Here is a 16,928-nt window from a genome sequence, read left to right on the forward strand (position 1 = left end):
GTTCAACGGCCTTTGAATGCAGGGGTGCGCTTGTTCATGAAGGCGCTGACGCCTTCGCGGTAGTCCTCGCTGCGCCCGGCCAGCCGCTGGAGGTCACGCTCAAGCTCCAACTGCTGGTCGAAGCCATTGTCGAAGCTGGCGTTGAGGCTGCGCTTGATCAGGGCCAGGCCGTAGGTTGGCTGACTGGCCAGGTGGCGGGCGAGGGCAAGGGCCTCGTCGCGCAGCGCGGCATCGTCGACCACGCGGTGGATCAGCCCCCAGTGTTCGGCCTGCTCCGCGCTCAGGCGCTCGCCAAGCATGGCCAATGCCTTGGCCCGGGCCATGCCGACCAGGCGTGGCAGCAACCAGGTGCCACCGGAGTCCGGCACCAGGCCGATCTTGCAGAACGCCTGGATGAAGCTGGCCGAACGGGCAGCCAGCACCAGGTCGCAGGCCAGCGGAATGTTGGCGCCGGCACCGGCGGCCACGCCATTGACGGCGCAGATCACCGGCAGCGGCAGGTCGCGCAGGGTGCGCACCAGCGGGTTGTAGAACCGCTCGATGGATTCGCCCAGGTCGGGCATGGCCGCACCGGGCGCGACGTTACGGTCGGACAGGTCCTGGCCGGCGCAAAAGCCGCGGCCCTCGCCGGTCAGCAACAGGACCCGCGCCTCGCTGCTCTGGCGCACCTGCTTGAGGGCCTCGCGCACTTCCAGGTGCATCTGCGTGTTGAAGCTGTTCAGCTGCTCGGGGCGGTTCAGCGCGAGGAAGGCCACGCCGTCCTCGATGGAAAACACAATGTGCTCGAAAGTCATGACGGACTCGCTCGATCAGTCGATGGGAGGTGGGCGGCTCAGCAGCCTTTGAACCGGGCTGGGCGTTTTTCCTGGAAGGCGCGAATGCCTTCGTCGCGGTCGGCGGTGCCGGCCAGCAAAGTGAAGGCGTGGCGCTCGAAGCGCAGGCCAGTGGCCAGGTCGGTGTCGCCGGCCTTGAGCAGGGCTTCCTTGGCCAGGCGCACCGCCAGCGGGGCCTTGGCGGCAATGCTGCGGGCAACCTGCAGCGCGCGCTCGACGGCCAGTTCAGGCTGGCTGATCTCGCTGATCAGGCCGGCCTGCAGGGCGTGGCGGGCGGTGATGGGCTCGCCGGTCAGGACCATCTGCATGGCCAGCGGCTTGCCCACGGCACGCAACAGCCGCTGGGTGCCACCGGCGCCCGGGATGATCCCGAGGTTGATTTCTGGCTGGCCGAAGCGGGCGTCGTCACCCGCGATGACGATGTCGGCGCACATCACCAGCTCGCAGCCGCCACCCAACGCGTAGCCGTTTACCGCCGCGATCAAAGGCTTGGTGAAGGCGGCGATACGTTGCCAGTGGGCGACCCGTGGGTCATTGAGAATGCCGACCAGATCGCGCTCGGCCATCTCGCGGATGTCGGCACCGGCGGCGAAGGCCTTGCGGCTGCCGGTGATGACCACGGCGCAGGTCTGTGGGTCGGCGTCCGCATCGGCCAGGGCTGCGGCCAGCTCTGCCAGCAGTTCGGTGCACAGGGCGTTGAGCGCTTCCGGGCGTTGCAGGGTGAGCAGGCGAACGCCGTGTTCAGGGGCCTGCACATCGATGAAACGAGGCATGTCGGGGTCCTCAGGCTGCTCGCACGGCACTTCAGGGGCCGGCATTTATTGGAATTGTCTGCAGGGGCGGCGAGGTAGCCTGCCCAGGTGCGATCAGTATAAGCATTATGTGATACAGCAAAGCAATAGCAATTGTGTTTTTACGTATCTCGTTTTATGTTGACGGCTAACAGATGATGGCTGGAAAGCAGAATTCATAAGGCTTTTGCTCGATTCTGCAGGTCGTCAGATTGCGATACACAAAAATTTTTTAGCGCACACATTAATGGAGAAAAGACATGCCTTGCTATCGTCTCGACGGCCTGACCCCGGTGGTCGACCCCAGCGCTTATGTGCACCCGAGTGCCGTGCTGATCGGTGATGTCATCGTCGGCCCGCGCTGCTACGTCGGCCCGCTGGCATCGCTGCGCGGCGATTTCGGGCGCATCGTGCTGGAAGAAGGCGCGAACCTGCAGGACACCTGCGTCATGCATGGCTTCCCGGGCGGTGACACGGTCATCGAGCGCAACGGCCATGTCGGCCACGGCGCGGTGTTGCATGGCTGCCGCGTGGGCGAAGACGCGCTGATCGGCATGAACGCCGTGGTCATGGACGGCGCTCGCATAGCGCCACGCTGCATCGTCGGCGCCACGGCCTTCGTCAAGGCAGGCTTCGAGTGCCCGGAACAGAGCCTGGTGATGGGCGCGCCCGCCCAGGTCAAGCGCCCGCTGACCGAGCAGGAACTGAGCTGGAAGCAACGCGGCACTGCCGAGTACCAGCACTTGAGCCAGCGCTGCATGGCGACGATGGTGGAGTGCCCGCCGCTGACCGCAGCCGAAGCACAGCGCCCACGCATGGGTGACGGTGGCTTCAGGCCCAAAGGCGAGGCGGGCGCATGAACTTGCCGGCGTCGCGCCATGGTCAGGCGACCCGTCGCACAGGTATAGTCGGTGCTTTCAATGCGCGCAGTTCGTCCATGAGCAACCTCGTTCCGCTGAACAACCTGATCACCCGCTTCCAGGAGCAGACCCCGATCCGCGCCAGTTCGCTGATCATCACCCTCTACGGTGATGCCATCGAACCCCATGGCGGCACGGTGTGGCTGGGTAGCCTGATCAATCTGCTGGAGCCGATCGGCATCAACGAACGGCTGATCCGCACCTCGATCTTCCGCCTGACCAAGGAAGACTGGCTGACCGCCGAAAAGGTTGGGCGGCGCAGTTACTACAGCCTGACCGGCACCGGGCGGCGGCGGTTCGAAAAGGCCTTCAAGCGTGTCTACAGCCCAAGCCAGCCTGCCTGGGACGGCGCCTGGACCCTGGTGTTGCTGTCCCAGCTGGACGCCGGCAAGCGCAAGGCCGTGCGCGAAGAGCTGGAATGGCAGGGTTTCGGTGCCATGGCGCCGAACCTGCTCGGTTGCCCCAGGGCCGATCGCGCTGACCTGGCTGCCACCTTGCGCGAGCTGGAAGCCAGTGACGACAGCATCGTCTTCGAAACCCACACCCAGGAAGTGCTGGCGTCCAAGGCCATGCGCGCACAAGTGCGGGAAAGCTGGCGCATCGACGAGCTCGGCCAGCAATACAGCGACTTCATCCAGCTGTTCCGGCCGCTGTGGCAGAGCCTGAAAGAGCAGGACGAGCTGGATGCCCAGGATTGCTTCCTGGCGCGCACCTTGCTGATCCACGAGTACCGCCGCTTGCTGCTGCGCGACCCGCAACTGCCGGACGAACTGCTGCCCGGCGACTGGGAAGGCCGCGCCGCCCGCCAGCTGTGCCGCAACCTGTACCGGCTGGTGTGCGCCAAGGCGGAAACCTGGCTCGCCAGCGCCCTGGAAACCGCCGATGGGCCATTGCCCGACGTCAACGAAAGCTTCTACCGGCGCTTTGGCGGCCTGGCCTGACCTTGCCCGCTCAGCGGCGCCTGGCCAGCTTGTGCGCCATGAACTGGTGGGCCGGTGAAAACAGCCGGTTGAAGGTCAGCAGCACGGCGCTGACCGTGCCCAGCGCCGACGCCGCAGCGATCAGGAACATGATCACGATCTGGTAGCGCACGGCGTCGCCAGGCGCCTGCCCAGCCAGTATCTGGCCGGTCATCATGCCCGGCAGGCTGACGATGCCAACCACCGACATCTGGTTCAAAGTCGGCATCATGCCGGCCTTCAGCGCCTGGCTCGCCGCGGCGCGGGCCGCCTCCCAGCGCGTGCCGCCAAGCGACAGGATCATGTCCACCACCGGGCGCTGGGCGCTCAGTTCACGGGTCATGCGGTCGATGCCCAAGGCAACGGCGGTCAGGGTATTGCCCAGGATCATGCCCAGAATGGGGATGGCGTATTGCGGCTCGTACCAGGGGCGCACGCGCAGCACCACCAACAGGCCGATGGCGGTGACCAACCAGGCACTCAGCCCCACCGACAGCACGCTGTCGGCCAGCAGGCCGCGATGGCGCTGCTGGCCCCTGCCTGCCGCAGAATGGCCGGCGATCAGGGTCATGCCCAGCATCAGCGGCAGCACGATGTACCACTGGGCATGCTGGAACACCCAGCCAAGGATATAGCCGATGGCCAGCAGCTGGGCGATGGTGCGCAGCGATGCCCACAGCAACTGGCGCTCCAGGTGCAGTTTCAGCAGCAGCGAAAGCAGGCCGTTGACCAGGATCAGCGCAGCAGCAATCGCCACGTCGGTGTAGGCAAGGTTGTGGTAGTTCATGTCGACAAGGCGCCTTGGTGCAGGGTCAATGTACGCGTACTGATGCGCCGTGCTTGTTCAGGGTCGTGTGTAACCCACAGCAACGCGCGAGCCTTGGGCGATTCGTCAAGCCAGTTCATGACCAGCGCTTCAACGGCAGCCACCGATTGCGGGTCGAGGGCCGAGGTCGGCTCATCGAGCAACAGCACCTGGGGTGCCAGCAGCAAGGCCCGCACCAGCGCAACCAGCTGCGCCTCGCCGCCGGACAGGTCGAAACCGGCCTTGTCGAGAAAACCGCGTGGTTTGCCGGCCAGGTCCAGACAGCGCGCCGCCGTGGCGGCATCGAAGCGGTACTGGCGGTTGTGCTTGAGCGTGAAGGGCAGGCGCAGGTTGTCCAGGACACTGCCCTCGACCAGCGCGGCACGCTGGGTGAGGTAGCAGGCGCGGGAGCGAAAATGCGGGATCAGGGGTGGGGTTACCGGTTCGCCAAGCCACAGCACTTCACCTGAGCTGGGTGCATCCAGCAGGGCCAGGGCGCGCAGCAAGACACTCTTGCCCGAACCTGACGCACCGGTGAGCGCTATGCGTTCGCCAGCGAGCAGGGACAAGTCGGTTGGTTTCAGCAACGTGGCCTGGCGTTGCAGATCGACGCGGCCCAGTTGCCTGGCTTCGAGCAAGACAGCTTCGCCGCGAGCGTTCTGCAGGCCTTTCAATAGAGAGGTTCCTTGGCTTCGAATAGGAAAAACGACATTTTAAACGGCACAGGCATGAGGTCAGGTTTTTTTGACAGAACTTTCATGTTGAATGGCTTAAACCCACCGTAACGGTATGCGTCTACTTGAGCAGGGTTACCGAGCATGCACACTTCGATGTTCGTTCATCATTTAGTGTTCCTGATGTTGTTCATCGCCTCCGTGGTCAGCTGGCTTTACCTCTGGCTGGTGGGGTTTCTGCACCCGTCCGTGGCGAGCAGCGACTGCCCGGTGCTCAAGCCGGACGCCTTGACCATCCTGGGGCTGCTGTTGACCCTGGGCTGCGCCGTGCTGGAATTCTTCAGCCCGTTCGAAGGCATCACGCTGTTGCTCGTGCTGCTGGTGATCGGCCTGATCATGCCCTGGGGCGGTGCATTGGGCGGCCGCTATCACGAGCGCTTGCGTACCCGCAAGTCATAGGCAAACCCCCGCTGATCGTCAGTGCCCAAGGAACACCAGCACATAGTCGTTGTTGTCGAAGCGCCCGCGCAGGCGTGGCTGTAGCGTTTGCAGCGGTGTCCCTTGCAAGGCCTGGAAATCGTGCTCATCCATCATCAGCCAGGCAGGCCCCTGCATGGCCTGAAGTTGCGCGGGTGTTTCAGTGAACAGTGGTTGCAGGTCCTGGTCGAGGTTGACCATGAACTTGATGGCCTTGGCGTCCTGGCCCAGCCGGTGCAGCACCAGCGGGGCCGGTTGCTGCGAAACCTGTGCGAGCACGGCCTGGGTGAAGCTGCGGGTGTCATACAGGCGACGCTCCACCGGTTCGAACACCGCGACATACACCAGCCACAATGCCAGCACCGCGCAACCGGCCGTGACCTCGGCACGCCAGCGCGGCTGCACCAGGCGCGACAACGCCCACAGCTGCAAGGCCGCCAGCACCACCATCAGTACCGTGATGCTGCCGATGTCCTCGGGGAAGCGGCGCTGAGCCACCAGCAAGGCGACCATCATCAGCCCCGGCGTCAGCAGCCAAAGGCCCTGGATTGCCCCCCGCAACACGGCGAACAACCGCCCCTGAGTCACCTGGAACGGGTACGCGGCGATGATCGCCACCATCGGCAGCATCGGCAGCAGGTAGCGGGCCTTCTTGGCCAGCGGGATCGACAGGCCGACCATGACCAACAGTGCGCCCGCTGCACAGTAACCGACCAGTCGCAGCGCCGGCCCCTGCAGATGCGCACGGCCCAGCCAGGCGGCCAGCAGTGCCAGGATTGCCAGTGGGTAGGCCAGCGCGTAGTTGCCCAGCGCGCTGGTGAAGTAGTACAGCGCGCTGCTGGCGCCCTCGCTGCCGTCCATGCGCCCGATGAACTGCATGCGAATCACGTCATCCAGAAGCGCCTGGCCACCGCTGGCCTTCGCCATCCACAGCAACAGGCCGACACTGGCAACCAGCAGCAGGCTGGCCAGCGCCGCAAACAGCAACAACCGTCGCCATTGGCCGGTGAGCAGGTAGTAGCTGCACAGGATGCCGGTCGGCACCACCAGGCCAATCGGCCCGCGAATGCCGAAACCCAGCAGCAACAGGCCGAACACCAGCGGCCAGCGGCGCCCGGCGCCATGCTGGTCGTGGGCATAGCCCAGATAGAACACGCTGAAGGCGACGGCCGCCAGCATGAGGTCTTGCGACACCGCCCGGACTTCGCTGACGAAGGTGACGGTCAGCAGCAGCATGGCAATGCTGCTCCAGGCCCACCGCAGCGAAAACGTCGCCAGCAGCCGGTACATCAGGGTGATGATGAGCGCGCCGGCGATGGCGCTGGGCAGCCAGGCCGCCAGGCTGTTGACCGCGCCGAACGGCAGCGACAGCAGCCAGATGAACAGCGTCGAGAGCGAGGTGTAGTCGGCGTAGGGGTGCCCGTAGGTAGTCGGGAATACGCTTGGCCCATGGCGCAGCATTTCCTGGGCGAACAGCACGAAGCGCGAGTCGAAGCCGATCGGCGCCTGCCCGTACACCCCGGCGCAGAACAGCAGCAGCGCCAGCAGCCCTGCAAGCAGTGACTGCCGGCGCACAGTGACTGACAGTGTCATCACGCCGCTTTGGAACCCTGGCGAGGCAGTTGCGGGGCAACCGGCAACTGGCAGGAATCGCCGCGGCCGATCGGGAAGTACTTGAAGCCTCTGCGCGACAGGCGCTCGGCGTCGTACAGGTTGCGCCCGTCGAAGATCACCGCTGCCTTCAGGCGTTGCTGGATCAGGTCGAAATCCGGCGCCTTGAACTGCTGCCATTCGGTGCAGATGATCAGCGCGTCGGCGCCGGACAGCACCGACTCCGGCGTCCCCATCAGCATCAGCTTGTCTTCATCCGGGTACAGGTGCTGGGTTTCCTGCATGGCTTCAGGGTCGAAGGCACGCACGTGGGCGCCGGCAGCGAACAGCGCCTCGAGCAGCACGCGGCTGGGGGCGTCGCGCATGTCGTCGGTGTTGGGCTTGAACGCCAGGCCCCACACGGCAAAGGTCTTGCCGGCAAGGTTGCCGTTGTAGAACGCATTGATGCGCTCGAACAGCTTGTGCTTCTGGCGCTCGTTGATCGCCTCGACGGCCTGCAGCAGGTCGCTGGAGCAATGCACCTGCTCGGCACTGTGGATCAGCGCGCGCATGTCCTTGGGGAAGCATGAGCCGCCATAGCCGCAGCCAGGGTAGATGAAGTGGTAGCCAATGCGGGTGTCGGCACCGATGCCTTGGCGCACCGATTCGATATCGGCCCCCAGGTGTTCGGCCAGCTCGGCGATCTGGTTGATGAAACTGATCTTGGTGGCCAGCATGCAGTTGGCGGCGTACTTGGTCAGTTCGGCGCTGCGCAGGTCCATGAACATGATGCGGTCATGGTTGCGGTTGAACGGTGAATAGAGGTCGCGCATGACGTCGCGCACGTCTTCACCTTCGCAACCGATGACGATGCGGTCCGGCCGGCGGCAATCGGCGACGGCCGAGCCTTCCTTGAGGAACTCCGGGTTGGAGACGATATCGACACGCAGTTCGCGGCCATCGAGGGCGGCGTTGATGTGGGCGCGCAGGGTGTCCCCGGTGCCAACCGGGACGGTGGACTTTTCGACCAGGATCAGCGGTTGCTGGCGGTGACGGGCGACCGCGTCACCAACCGACAGCACATACCTGAGGTCGGCCGAGCCATCAGCGCAGGAGGGCGTGCCGACGGCAATGAAGGCGACGCGAGCATGCTCGACGGCGAACTGTTCATCCGTGGTGAATTGCAGCCGACCGCCGTCCAGGCCATCGCGCACCAGGCTCGAAAGCCCCGGCTCGAAGATGCTGACATGGCCTTGGCGCAACGACTCGACCTTCTTTTCATCGATATCCATGCACACCACATCATGGCCGACCTCGGCCAGCACTGCGGCTTGCACCAGGCCGACGTACCCGCTACCAAACACAGTAATTTTCATGGAGCACTCCTTAATGCAGGCGAACGGGCCGGACGCGTATTGATCGTGATGACGCCGAGCATGACCAGTGCCACGCCCAGTGTTTTGCTCAAGCTGAAGGATTCGTCGAACAGCGGCAGGCTGGCCGCCAGCAGGTAGACCAGGGCGTAGCTCAGGCTCAGCAGCGAGTAGGCCCGGCCCAGCGGCAGGTCACGCAGGGCCAGCAGCCAGCAGAGCATCGACAGGCCATAGGCGGCGATCGCCGCCAGCACCACGGCCACCGCGAGGGTATCGATGCCTTGACCGCTCAACGTCGACAGCCATTGGCCGGGCGGCGGCAGACGGGTCATGCTCCAGCGCATGGCCAGCTGGGCGGCGCTGGCCAGCAGCACGCTACCGAGCGCGAAGGTAATGCCCAGGCGCTGGTTCATGATTGCTGCCCCAGCAGGGCGACACCGGCGATGATCAGGGCTACGCCCAGCCAGTGGCGGCGATCGACCGGTTCATGGAAGCCGAAGCGGGCGATCAGGGTGATCACCACGAAGTTCAGGCTGAGCATCGGATAGGCGATACCCACCTCCATGCGCTGCAGTACCAGCAGCCAGACCAGCAAACCGCTGCCGAGGGCGAGCAGGGCCAGCCACAGCCAGGGCGAGCGCAACTTGCCGGCCCACGGCCCCGTTTGCCCGCGCCAGCTTTCCACGGCGAACTTCTGCGCCACCTGCCCCAGGCAGGTCAGCAGGCAGGCCGTCAACAGCAGCAGCCCGCTCATGGCGCAACCCTGGGCAGGATGAGGATCACCATCTTGCCTTGTTCGTAGCGGGTGCCATCGTCGGGCAGCAGGCCGAGTTCACGTTGCTCATCCGCCCCCTTGACCCGCATGACCACGGCGACCGTGCCACGTTGGCGAGCGTTGTCGACCCATTGGCGGACGTTCTTGTCGTTCAACCGGCGTCCCTGGCCTTCCGGGGTCGCCAGCCCGTACTTCAGCTCACCGACCGTGTTATAGAACGCCACGTTCGGCTGTTTCAGGCGCCAGGCCAGTGCCGATGCTGCACCGAGGTCGTTGCTCAGCAGGTGGGTGGCACCGGACAGCTCGTCAAGGTGCTGCAGGATGAACTGGTCCGGCATCTTGTTGCCCTCCACCGACTTGGGCAGTGCCGCCGGCAGCAGGGCCATCAGCACCAGGCTGCCCAGTACCGGCGCCGCCCAGCAGCGCAGCGGCGACAGGGCCTGGGCCAGGCTGGCGACCGTCCACCCCGTCAGTGCCACGCATATCAGCAGCAAGCCGGTCAGTTCGTGGTCGTACACGGGCTTTTTCAGTTGCAGCCAAGCCAGGGCGATCAAGGCGCCCACGCCCAGCGCCACGTTGATCCAGCCGTTGATGCCCAGCGCTCGGCCGTGATTCAGGCGTAGCCGTTCTTCCACTGCGTGGCCGATCAGCAGGGCCAATGGCAGCAGGCACGGGAAGATGTAGGTTGGCAACTTGCCCTTGCTCAGGCTGAAGAACAGCAACGGCATCAGCAGCCACAGCAGCAGGAACACGACCTTGGCATCGCTACGGCGTTGCCAGGCCAGTTTCAGGGCCGGCGGCAGTAGGGCGATCCAGGGCAGGCTGTAAGCCACCAGCAGCGGCAGGTAGTACCAGAAGGGCGCGCTGTGCTGGGCATCGTCACCGGCAAACCGGCGGATGTGCTCATGCCAGAAGAAGAACCGCCAGTAGTCCGGTTCCTGAACATGCACCGCCAGCACCCAGGGCAGGCTGACGACGATCGCCACCACCACGGCCACTGGCCCGTACACCAGCAGTTCGCGCCAACGTTTCTGCCAGAGCATCCACGGCAGCGCGACCAGCACCGGCAGCAGCCAGGCAAGGAAGCCCTTGGTCATGAAGCCCATGGCACAGGCCAGCCCCAGTACCGCCCAGGCTGCAAGACGCTGGCCCTTGCTGCGGCTGTCCACTGCGAACCACAGGGCCACCAGGCTGAGGTTGACCCACAGGGTGAACTGTGGATCGAGGTTGGCATAGACGGCCTGGCCCACCATGACGCAGAAGCTCATGTAGATCAGGGTGCAGACCAAGCTCTTGCGCGGGTCGTTCCACAGGCGGCGTGCCACCAGGTAGCAGAGGATCAGGCTCAGGCCGACGCTCATTGCCGAGGCAAAGCGCACACCGAACAGGTTCTGGCCAAACAGACCCTGGCTGAGGGCGATCATCCAGTAGCCGGCGGCGGGTTTTTCGAAATAGCGCAGCCCCATGAAGTGGGGCGATACCCAGTTACCGGTCAGCAGCATCTCTTGGCTGACCTGGGCGTAGCGGGTTTCGTCGGGGATCCACAGGCCATGGCCACCCAGTGGCATCAGGAAGGCCAGCACGAACAGGCCTAGCAGCAGCGGTAGCGTCCAGCGTCTGCTCATGAGCCTTGCACTCCCAGCCAGCCCTCACGGCCTTGCAGGGTGCCGCGCTGCACACTGGCAACGGGCAAGGTGTCGAGCGAGGCGGGGAGCAGCTCACCCAACGGTTTGAACGCAATCTCGCGCTGGCGTGCATCGGCCAGCAATTGGCGGAAGTCCTGGGCCATCAGAATCCCTTCTACCTCTGCATGGATGGTGTAGACGTTAAGTGCCTGCGGGCGAAATTGCCCCAGGATGAATTCGTTGAAGTGCGCGGCAGCCACCTGCGGGCCCACGACCTCGTCGAAGGTCGGCAGGTCCACTGGTATCTGCGGCGCCCCGAGCGAGCCGTCGGCCAGCCTGGGGCGGAACAGATGGGTACCTCGGCAATCACTGTTGTAGCGAAAACCAAACGCCTGCTTGGCCTCGATCACCCGCGCGTCCGCACGCCAGCCGGCGACGGCCGAACACTCGACCGGTGCGCCGAGGATGTCACTGAGGGTGTCGACGCCCTGACGGATCTGCTCGGTCAGCTGCGCCATGCTCCAGTGCCCGGCATTGGCCTGCCAGCCGTGGTGGTCCCAGGCGTGCAGGCCGACCTCGTGGCCGGCGGCCCGGGCCTGACGCATCAGGTGCCCGAGGTCGCGGCCAATCGGCTTGCCGGGCCAGGCGGTGCCGGCCAGCAGAATGTCCCAGCCGTACAGCCCGGCGGCATTGGAGCGCAGCATCTTCCACAGGAATTGCGGGCGGATCAGGCGCCACAGGTGGCGCCCCATGTTGTCCGGCCCGACACTGAAGAAGAAGGTCGCCTTGACCTGCGCCTCGTCGAGCAGCTCCAGCAGGCGCGGCACACCTTCACGGGTGCCGCGGTAGGTATCGACATCGATGCGCAACCCTGCCTGCATCAGCGTGCCTCTTCTGCCGGGCGGGCCTCGATTTCACGCATCGCTTCACGCAGGAAGAAGTCCAGCGTGTTGCCGATGGTCTCGCGCATCTCCACAGTCGGCTGCCAGTTCAGCAGGCGCTTGGCGTTGGCGATGCTTGGCTTGCGATGGGACACGTCCTGGTAGCCGCCGCCGTAGAACGCCTTGCTCTCGACATCGCGGAAACCAGCGAACGGTGGGAAGTGGCTGCGCAGCGGGTGGGCTTCGAACTGGCGCAGCAGCTCTTCGCCCAACTGGCGGATGCTGGCTTCGTTGTCCGGATTGCCGATGTTGATGATCTGGCCGTTGCAGGCATCGTTGTCGTTGTCGATGATCCGTGCCAGGGCCTCGACGCCGTCGGCGATGTCGGTGAAGCAGCGCTTCTGCGCGCCACCGTCGAACAGGCGAATCGGCGTGCCTTCCACCAGGTTGAGGATCAGCTGGGTGATCGCCCGGGAACTGCCGATACGCGCCGAGTCCAGGCGGTCCAGGCGTGGGCCCATCCAGTTGAACGGGCGGAACAGGGTGAAGTTCAGGCCTTTCTGGCCATAGGCCCAGATGACCCGGTCGAGCAACTGCTTGGACACCGAGTAGATCCAGCGCTGCTTGTTGATCGGGCCGACCACCAGGTTGGAGGTGTCTTCATCGAAGTTCGGATCCTGGCACATGCCGTAGACTTCCGAGGTCGACGGGAAGATCACGCGCTTGTTGTATTTGACGCAGTAGCGCACCAGGCGCAGGTTTTCTTCGAAGTCCAGCTCGAACACGCGCAGCGGGTTGCGGGTGTATTCGATCGGCGTGGCGATGGCCACCAGTGGCAGCACCACGTCGCACTTCTTGATGTGGTACTCGATCCACTCGGAGTGGATGCTGATGTCGCCTTCGACGAAGTGGAAGCGCGGGTGGCTGCGCAGGCGCTCGATGGCATCGCAGCCGATGTCCAGGCCGTAAACCTCGTAGCGCTCGTCGCTGAGCAGGCGCTCGGACAGGTGGTTGCCGATGAAACCGTTGACACCGAGGATCAATACCCGGGTGCGGCGGGTGCTGCGGCGGGCATCGGCACCGCGCAGCAGCGAGCCTTCGACCAGACCCAGCTCGTTGGCCAGCTGCGGGCCGCTCAGGTACAGGCCGTTATCGTTGCGCTGGCCGGCGCTGATCACCAGCGAATCCTCGCCACAGGCGATGCGCAGCGGGTCGGTGCTGATCACCCGGCCCGGGGCCAGGCCATCGTTGCCCTTGACCACCTCGGCGCTCCAGACGATCAGCTTGTGCTCGCCGACCTGGCAGAAGGCGCCCGGGTAGGGCTGGGTCACCGCACGCACCAGGTTGAACAGGGTTTCAGCCGGCTGTTGCCAGTGCAGGCGGCCATCGGCTGCGGTGCGGCGGCCGAATACCGTGGCCTTTGCCTCATCCTGTGGGGTTTCGCTGACCTTCCCCAGGCGCAGGTTGGGCAGGGTATCGCGCAGCAGGTTGGCGGCGGCGGTGCGCAGCTTGCCATGCAGGCTCAGCGCGGTGTCGCTGCGTTCGATGGCCACCCGCAGCTGGGCGACGATGGCGCCGGCATCGGCGCGCTTGACCATGCGGTGCAGGGTAACGCCGGTTTCGCTTTCGCCGTTGACCAGCACCCAGTTGGCCGGTGCACGGCCACGGTAGCGCGGCAGCAGCGAGCCATGCAGGTTGAACGCGCCCTTGCGGCCGGTGGCCAGCAACGTTTCGCTCAGCAGGTTGCGGTAATAGAACGAGAACAGGTAGTCGGGCTCGAGTTGGCTGATGCGCTCGACCCACAGCGGGTGGTTGACGTCCTCCGGCGCATGCACCGGGATGCCTTTGCGGGCACACAGCTGTGCGACCGAGGCGTAGAAGGTGTTTTCCTTGGGATCGTCGGCATGAGTGAATACCGCTGCAATGTCATAGCCGCTGTCGAGCAGGGCTTCAATGCCGGCGCAGCCGATGTCGTGGTACGCGAAGACAACTGTTTTTGCACTCATGAGTGAACCTGACCAGAAGTAGAAGAATTGAAACCATCAACGGTGACGTTCTGTGCCGGCACAGGCGGTGGGCCACTGCGCAGCACTTTTTCGATGAAGAATCGCGGGCGGGCACGCACGTCGCTGTACATGCGCCCCAGGTACTCGCCCAGCAGGCCCATGCCGATGAACTGGCCACCGGTGAACACGAACAGCACGGCGAACAGCACGAACAGGCCGTTACCGGCCCAGCCCGGGCCGAACGCCAGGCGCAGCACGATCAGTGCGAAGGCGAACAGCACACCGAGCGCGGCCATGCTGAAGCCGACGATGCTCAGCAGGCGCAGCGGCGTGGTGGTCATGCAGGTGATCAGGTCGAACATCAGGCTGATCAGGCGCATCGGGCTGTACTTCGAATCGCCGTGTTCGCGCTCGGCGTGGGTCACCAGGATTTCGGTGGTATGGCGCGCAAAGCTGTTGGCCAGGATCGGGATGAAGGTGCTGCGCTCGCGACAGGCGAGCATGGCGTCGATCACCGTGCGCCGGTAAGCGCGCAGCATGCAGCCGTAGTCGCTCATGGCCACGCCGGTGGAGCGCTTGACCGCGTAATTGATCACCTTCGACGGCCAGCGGCGCAGGGCCGAATCCTGGCGGTTGCTGCGTACCGTGCCGACCACGTCGAAGCCGCGTTCGGCTTCGGCGACCAGGCGCGGGATTTCTTCCGGCGGGTTCTGCAGGTCGGCGTCGAGGGTGATCACCACGTCGCCCTTGCACTGCTCGAAACCGGCCATGATCGCCGCGTGCTGGCCGTAGTTGCGGTTGAGGATGACTGCCACGAACGGGCTGTTGTCGGCCTGGGCGGCGTCTTCGAGGATTTGCGCCGAGTTGTCGCGGCTGCCGTCGTCGACCAGCACGATTTCATACGGGTGACGCAGCTGCTGGCAGGCCGCGCCCGTGCGGCGCAGCAGTTCGGGCAGGCTTTCCTGCTCGTTGTAGACCGGGATGACGATGGACACGCAGTTGATTGGGTAAGGTCTCACGGGCGTTTCCCCACAACCTGTTCAATGGCGGTGACGACCCGGTCGAGGTCCTGGTCGGTCATGTCGGGGAACAATGGAATGGAGCACAGCCGTGCCGAGTTCCATTCGGTGTTCGGCAGCGAGAGCTGCGGATCACGCTGGCGGTACCAGGTGTGCAGGTGGGTGGCGATGAAGTGGATGCCAGTGCCGATGCCGCGTTCCTGCAGGCCTTTCATGAAGGCTTCGCGGTCCAGGCCACAGCGCTCGCTGTCGATGCGCAGGATGTACAGGTGCCAGGCGTGTTGCTGCGGATAGGCAGTCGGCACGGCCAAGGGCTGTACTGGCAGGCCTTCGAAGCGTTGCTGGTAGCGCGCGGCCAGCTCGGTTCGGCGGGCGTTGATCGCGTCCAGGCGCTTGAGTTGCACCAGGGCGATGGCGGCGTTGATGTCGGCGAGGTTGTACTTGAAGCCGGGCTCGATGACCTGTGCCTGGGGCTTGCGGCCGTGGGTCATGCGGTCGTAGGCATCGACACCCAGGCCGTGGAACTTGAGCATGCGCACGCGGCTGGCCAAGGCTTCGTCGTCGCTGACGAACATCGCGCCTTCGGCGCAGGTCATGTTCTTGATCGCATGGAACGAGAAGATTGCCGTGCCACGGGCACCGACAGGGCGGCCCTTGTAGCGGGTGCCGGCGGCATGGGCGGCGTCTTCGATGACGGCGATGCCATGCTTGTCGGCAAGTGCGTACAGTGGGTCGAGGTCGAAGGCCGCGCCGGCGTAGTGCACCGGAATGATGGCCTTGGTCCGCGGGGTGATGGCCGCTTCGATGCGTGAGGCGTCGGTCATCAGGGTGTCGCGGTCGACATCGACGAATACCGGCGTGGCACCGAGCAGGGAAATCATGTTGGCCGTGGACACCCAGGTCTGCGACGGGGTGATGACTTCGTCCCCAGGGCCTATGCCCAGTGCCAGCAAGGCGATGTGCATACCGCCTGTGGCCGAAGACAGGGCAACCGCATGGCGGCAACCGACGTAGTGCGCAAACTGCTCTTCAAGTGCCTGGTTCTGTGGCCCGGTAGTGATCCAGCCGGAACGCAGGACGTTGGTTACAGCCGCAATTTCTTCTTCGCCCACACTCGGACGCGAGAAAGGGAGAAACGCCTCACTCATGAGCACCTCGGTGATACAAAATAATGACAGAACCCATTGATCTAATAGGTTCGATTGCCAGCGTAGACGCAAAATGAATGTGTGCATCAAGTGCACAGGAAAAAGCGGTGGCTATTGCTTCAAGTCAGGTTTTCTGCGGGCTTCCGCCATCCTTGCCGTTGTGATGGTCGGTGTCTTATTCAGTAAAGGTTATGCTCGTTTTTGTGAAAGAAGTATAAAAAATAGGTCGCCTTCTCATGACATTGCACACCCAGACAGCTGAGGTTCAGGTTGCTGTCGAAGTGCATGCCTTGTAATCAATTGGATATTGAAAACATCCATTCGGATGAACGTGCCAAGGTGTGCCGGTAGTTGACCGGAGAATAACCGTTACTTGCCGGTCTGCGGACGAGCAGCGGGGGAGCGCAGGCGCCAGGCAGCAACTGCACGAAGCGCAACGCGGCTTCTTTCAGCATGGAACGCCCTTGAACTGCAACCCTGTAGATCAGGCGTCTTCCGGGGCCCTGCTGTGCATGACCGGCAATGGGCCGATGAACATTCGCTTGAGGCGTTCACGGCCAATGACACGCGCGAGCTCATCGATGACGCAATACATGAAGATCAACATAATCAGCAGGATCTGAATCGCCCAGAAACGCGGCCAGTTCATGGACGACCACAGCAGGGCATTGGCATCGACAAACCCGGGCGCCTCTTTCCAGTAATCGTACAATCGCTCCAGGTAGTGAACGATCAGCGCGACCAAGGCATACATTGCGGTTTTCCATGCAACGTTCCAGATCAGCGGCTTGTCGGGAAACCGATTGATGAAGGGCAGCATGTCGGCAACGAGTACCGACTTGCCAAGGACCATGGAGGCGATCAGTACCGATGCTGAAACAGGCAGCTCGACCCCTGACCCCTTGATCATGAGTGCACGAATCAGCGCCACGATGTGCAGGATCACAAAGAAGAACAGGGTCGGGGGAAGCACCTTCATGAACTCATGTTTGATCTTTGGCATGACTGTTTTCATCGCGGCCTCCTTGAGTGAGCGAATCACCTGGAATGAC

The 16,928-nt window shown here is 64.0% G+C and carries 17 protein-coding genes; 3 read left to right on the top strand and 14 right to left on the bottom strand.

The window, feature by feature from the left end; all coding sequences use genetic code 11:
* Positions 1-2: 2 nt before the first annotated feature.
* Together paaG and paaF are read right to left on the bottom strand one after the other, a co-directional pair.
* A complete protein-coding gene (paaG, locus tag CAF78_RS20680) occupies positions 3-794 on the bottom strand; it encodes a 2-(1,2-epoxy-1,2-dihydrophenyl)acetyl-CoA isomerase PaaG (RefSeq protein ID WP_085677520.1) in 792 nt (263 codons plus the stop codon).
* A 38-nt stretch (positions 795-832) separates the two neighbouring features.
* Positions 833-1,606, bottom strand: a complete 774-nt coding sequence (gene paaF, locus CAF78_RS20685; protein WP_085677521.1) for a 2,3-dehydroadipyl-CoA hydratase PaaF — start codon at positions 1,604-1,606, stop codon at positions 833-835.
* Between the two features lie 278 nt (positions 1,607-1,884).
* On the opposite strand from paaF, the gene paaY reads away from it, so the two are divergent.
* Together paaY and paaX are read left to right on the top strand one after the other, a co-directional pair.
* Positions 1,885-2,484, top strand: coding sequence for a phenylacetic acid degradation protein PaaY (paaY, locus tag CAF78_RS20690; RefSeq protein WP_085677522.1), 600 nt, complete (start codon positions 1,885-1,887; stop codon positions 2,482-2,484).
* 77 nt (positions 2,485-2,561) lie between these two features.
* Entirely contained in the window at positions 2,562-3,485 is a 924-nt protein-coding gene (gene paaX, locus CAF78_RS20695) for a phenylacetic acid degradation operon negative regulatory protein PaaX (RefSeq protein ID WP_177408555.1), read from the top strand.
* A gap of 10 nt (positions 3,486-3,495) precedes the next feature.
* On the opposite strand, the gene fetB is transcribed toward paaX, so the two are convergent.
* Together fetB and CAF78_RS20705 are read right to left on the bottom strand one after the other, a co-directional pair.
* On the bottom strand, positions 3,496-4,290 hold the full coding sequence (fetB, locus tag CAF78_RS20700; RefSeq protein WP_085677524.1) for an iron export ABC transporter permease subunit FetB: 795 nt from the start codon (positions 4,288-4,290) through the stop codon (positions 3,496-3,498).
* A complete protein-coding gene (locus CAF78_RS20705) occupies positions 4,287-4,982 on the bottom strand; it encodes an ATP-binding cassette domain-containing protein (protein ID WP_256573959.1) in 696 nt (231 codons plus the stop codon). The genes fetB and CAF78_RS20705 overlap by 4 nt, the downstream gene beginning before the upstream one ends.
* A gap of 183 nt (positions 4,983-5,165) precedes the next feature.
* On the opposite strand from CAF78_RS20705, the gene CAF78_RS20710 reads away from it, so the two are divergent.
* Entirely contained in the window at positions 5,166-5,441 is a 276-nt protein-coding gene (locus CAF78_RS20710; protein WP_143515077.1) for a hypothetical protein, read from the top strand.
* An 18-nt stretch (positions 5,442-5,459) separates the two neighbouring features.
* On the opposite strand, the gene CAF78_RS20715 is transcribed toward CAF78_RS20710, so the two are convergent.
* The 10 genes from CAF78_RS20715 to CAF78_RS20760 all read right to left on the bottom strand — a co-directional run bounded on the left by CAF78_RS20715 (position 5,460) and on the right by CAF78_RS20760 (position 16,891).
* Positions 5,460-7,052 carry a glycosyltransferase family 39 protein gene (locus tag CAF78_RS20715; protein WP_177408556.1) on the bottom strand — a complete coding sequence of 531 codons (1,593 nt, stop codon included), beginning with the start codon at positions 7,050-7,052 and terminating at the stop codon, positions 5,460-5,462.
* Positions 7,052-8,425, bottom strand: a complete 1,374-nt coding sequence (locus tag CAF78_RS20720; RefSeq protein ID WP_085677527.1) for a UDP-glucose/GDP-mannose dehydrogenase family protein — start codon at positions 8,423-8,425, stop codon at positions 7,052-7,054. The genes CAF78_RS20715 and CAF78_RS20720 overlap by 1 nt, the downstream gene beginning before the upstream one ends.
* The gene (gene arnF, locus CAF78_RS20725; protein ID WP_085677528.1) at positions 8,422-8,835 is read right to left on the bottom strand and encodes a 4-amino-4-deoxy-L-arabinose-phosphoundecaprenol flippase subunit ArnF; all 414 of its coding nucleotides are present in this window, start codon (positions 8,833-8,835) and stop codon (positions 8,422-8,424) included. The genes CAF78_RS20720 and arnF overlap by 4 nt, the downstream gene beginning before the upstream one ends.
* Positions 8,832-9,176 (bottom strand): 4-amino-4-deoxy-L-arabinose-phosphoundecaprenol flippase subunit ArnE, encoded by a 345-nt coding sequence (arnE, locus tag CAF78_RS20730; protein ID WP_085677529.1) that lies wholly within the window; start codon positions 9,174-9,176, stop codon positions 8,832-8,834. The genes arnF and arnE overlap by 4 nt, the downstream gene beginning before the upstream one ends.
* Entirely contained in the window at positions 9,173-10,822 is a 1,650-nt protein-coding gene (gene arnT, locus CAF78_RS20735; protein ID WP_085677530.1) for a lipid IV(A) 4-amino-4-deoxy-L-arabinosyltransferase, read from the bottom strand. The genes arnE and arnT overlap by 4 nt, the downstream gene beginning before the upstream one ends.
* Positions 10,819-11,703: a 4-deoxy-4-formamido-L-arabinose-phosphoundecaprenol deformylase gene (gene arnD / locus CAF78_RS20740; RefSeq protein ID WP_085677531.1), complete on the bottom strand. Its 885-nt coding sequence runs from the start codon at positions 11,701-11,703 to the stop codon at positions 10,819-10,821. Before arnD ends, arnT begins: the two co-directional genes overlap by 4 nt.
* Positions 11,703-13,709, bottom strand: coding sequence for a bifunctional UDP-4-amino-4-deoxy-L-arabinose formyltransferase/UDP-glucuronic acid oxidase ArnA (gene arnA / locus CAF78_RS20745; protein WP_085677532.1), 2,007 nt, complete (start codon positions 13,707-13,709; stop codon positions 11,703-11,705). Before arnA ends, arnD begins: the two co-directional genes overlap by 1 nt.
* On the bottom strand, positions 13,706-14,728 hold the full coding sequence (gene arnC / locus CAF78_RS20750) for an undecaprenyl-phosphate 4-deoxy-4-formamido-L-arabinose transferase (RefSeq protein WP_085677533.1): 1,023 nt from the start codon (positions 14,726-14,728) through the stop codon (positions 13,706-13,708). The genes arnA and arnC overlap by 4 nt, the downstream gene beginning before the upstream one ends.
* A complete protein-coding gene (arnB, locus tag CAF78_RS20755; protein ID WP_085677534.1) occupies positions 14,725-15,876 on the bottom strand; it encodes a UDP-4-amino-4-deoxy-L-arabinose aminotransferase in 1,152 nt (383 codons plus the stop codon). The genes arnC and arnB overlap by 4 nt, the downstream gene beginning before the upstream one ends.
* A 484-nt stretch (positions 15,877-16,360) precedes the next feature.
* Entirely contained in the window at positions 16,361-16,891 is a 531-nt protein-coding gene (locus CAF78_RS20760) for a hypothetical protein (RefSeq protein ID WP_085677535.1), read from the bottom strand.
* Between the last annotated feature and the right edge of the window lie 37 nt (positions 16,892-16,928).

It is taken from the genome of Pseudomonas sp. R28(2017), assembly GCF_002112505.1.
GTDB lineage: Bacteria > Pseudomonadota > Gammaproteobacteria > Pseudomonadales > Pseudomonadaceae > Aquipseudomonas.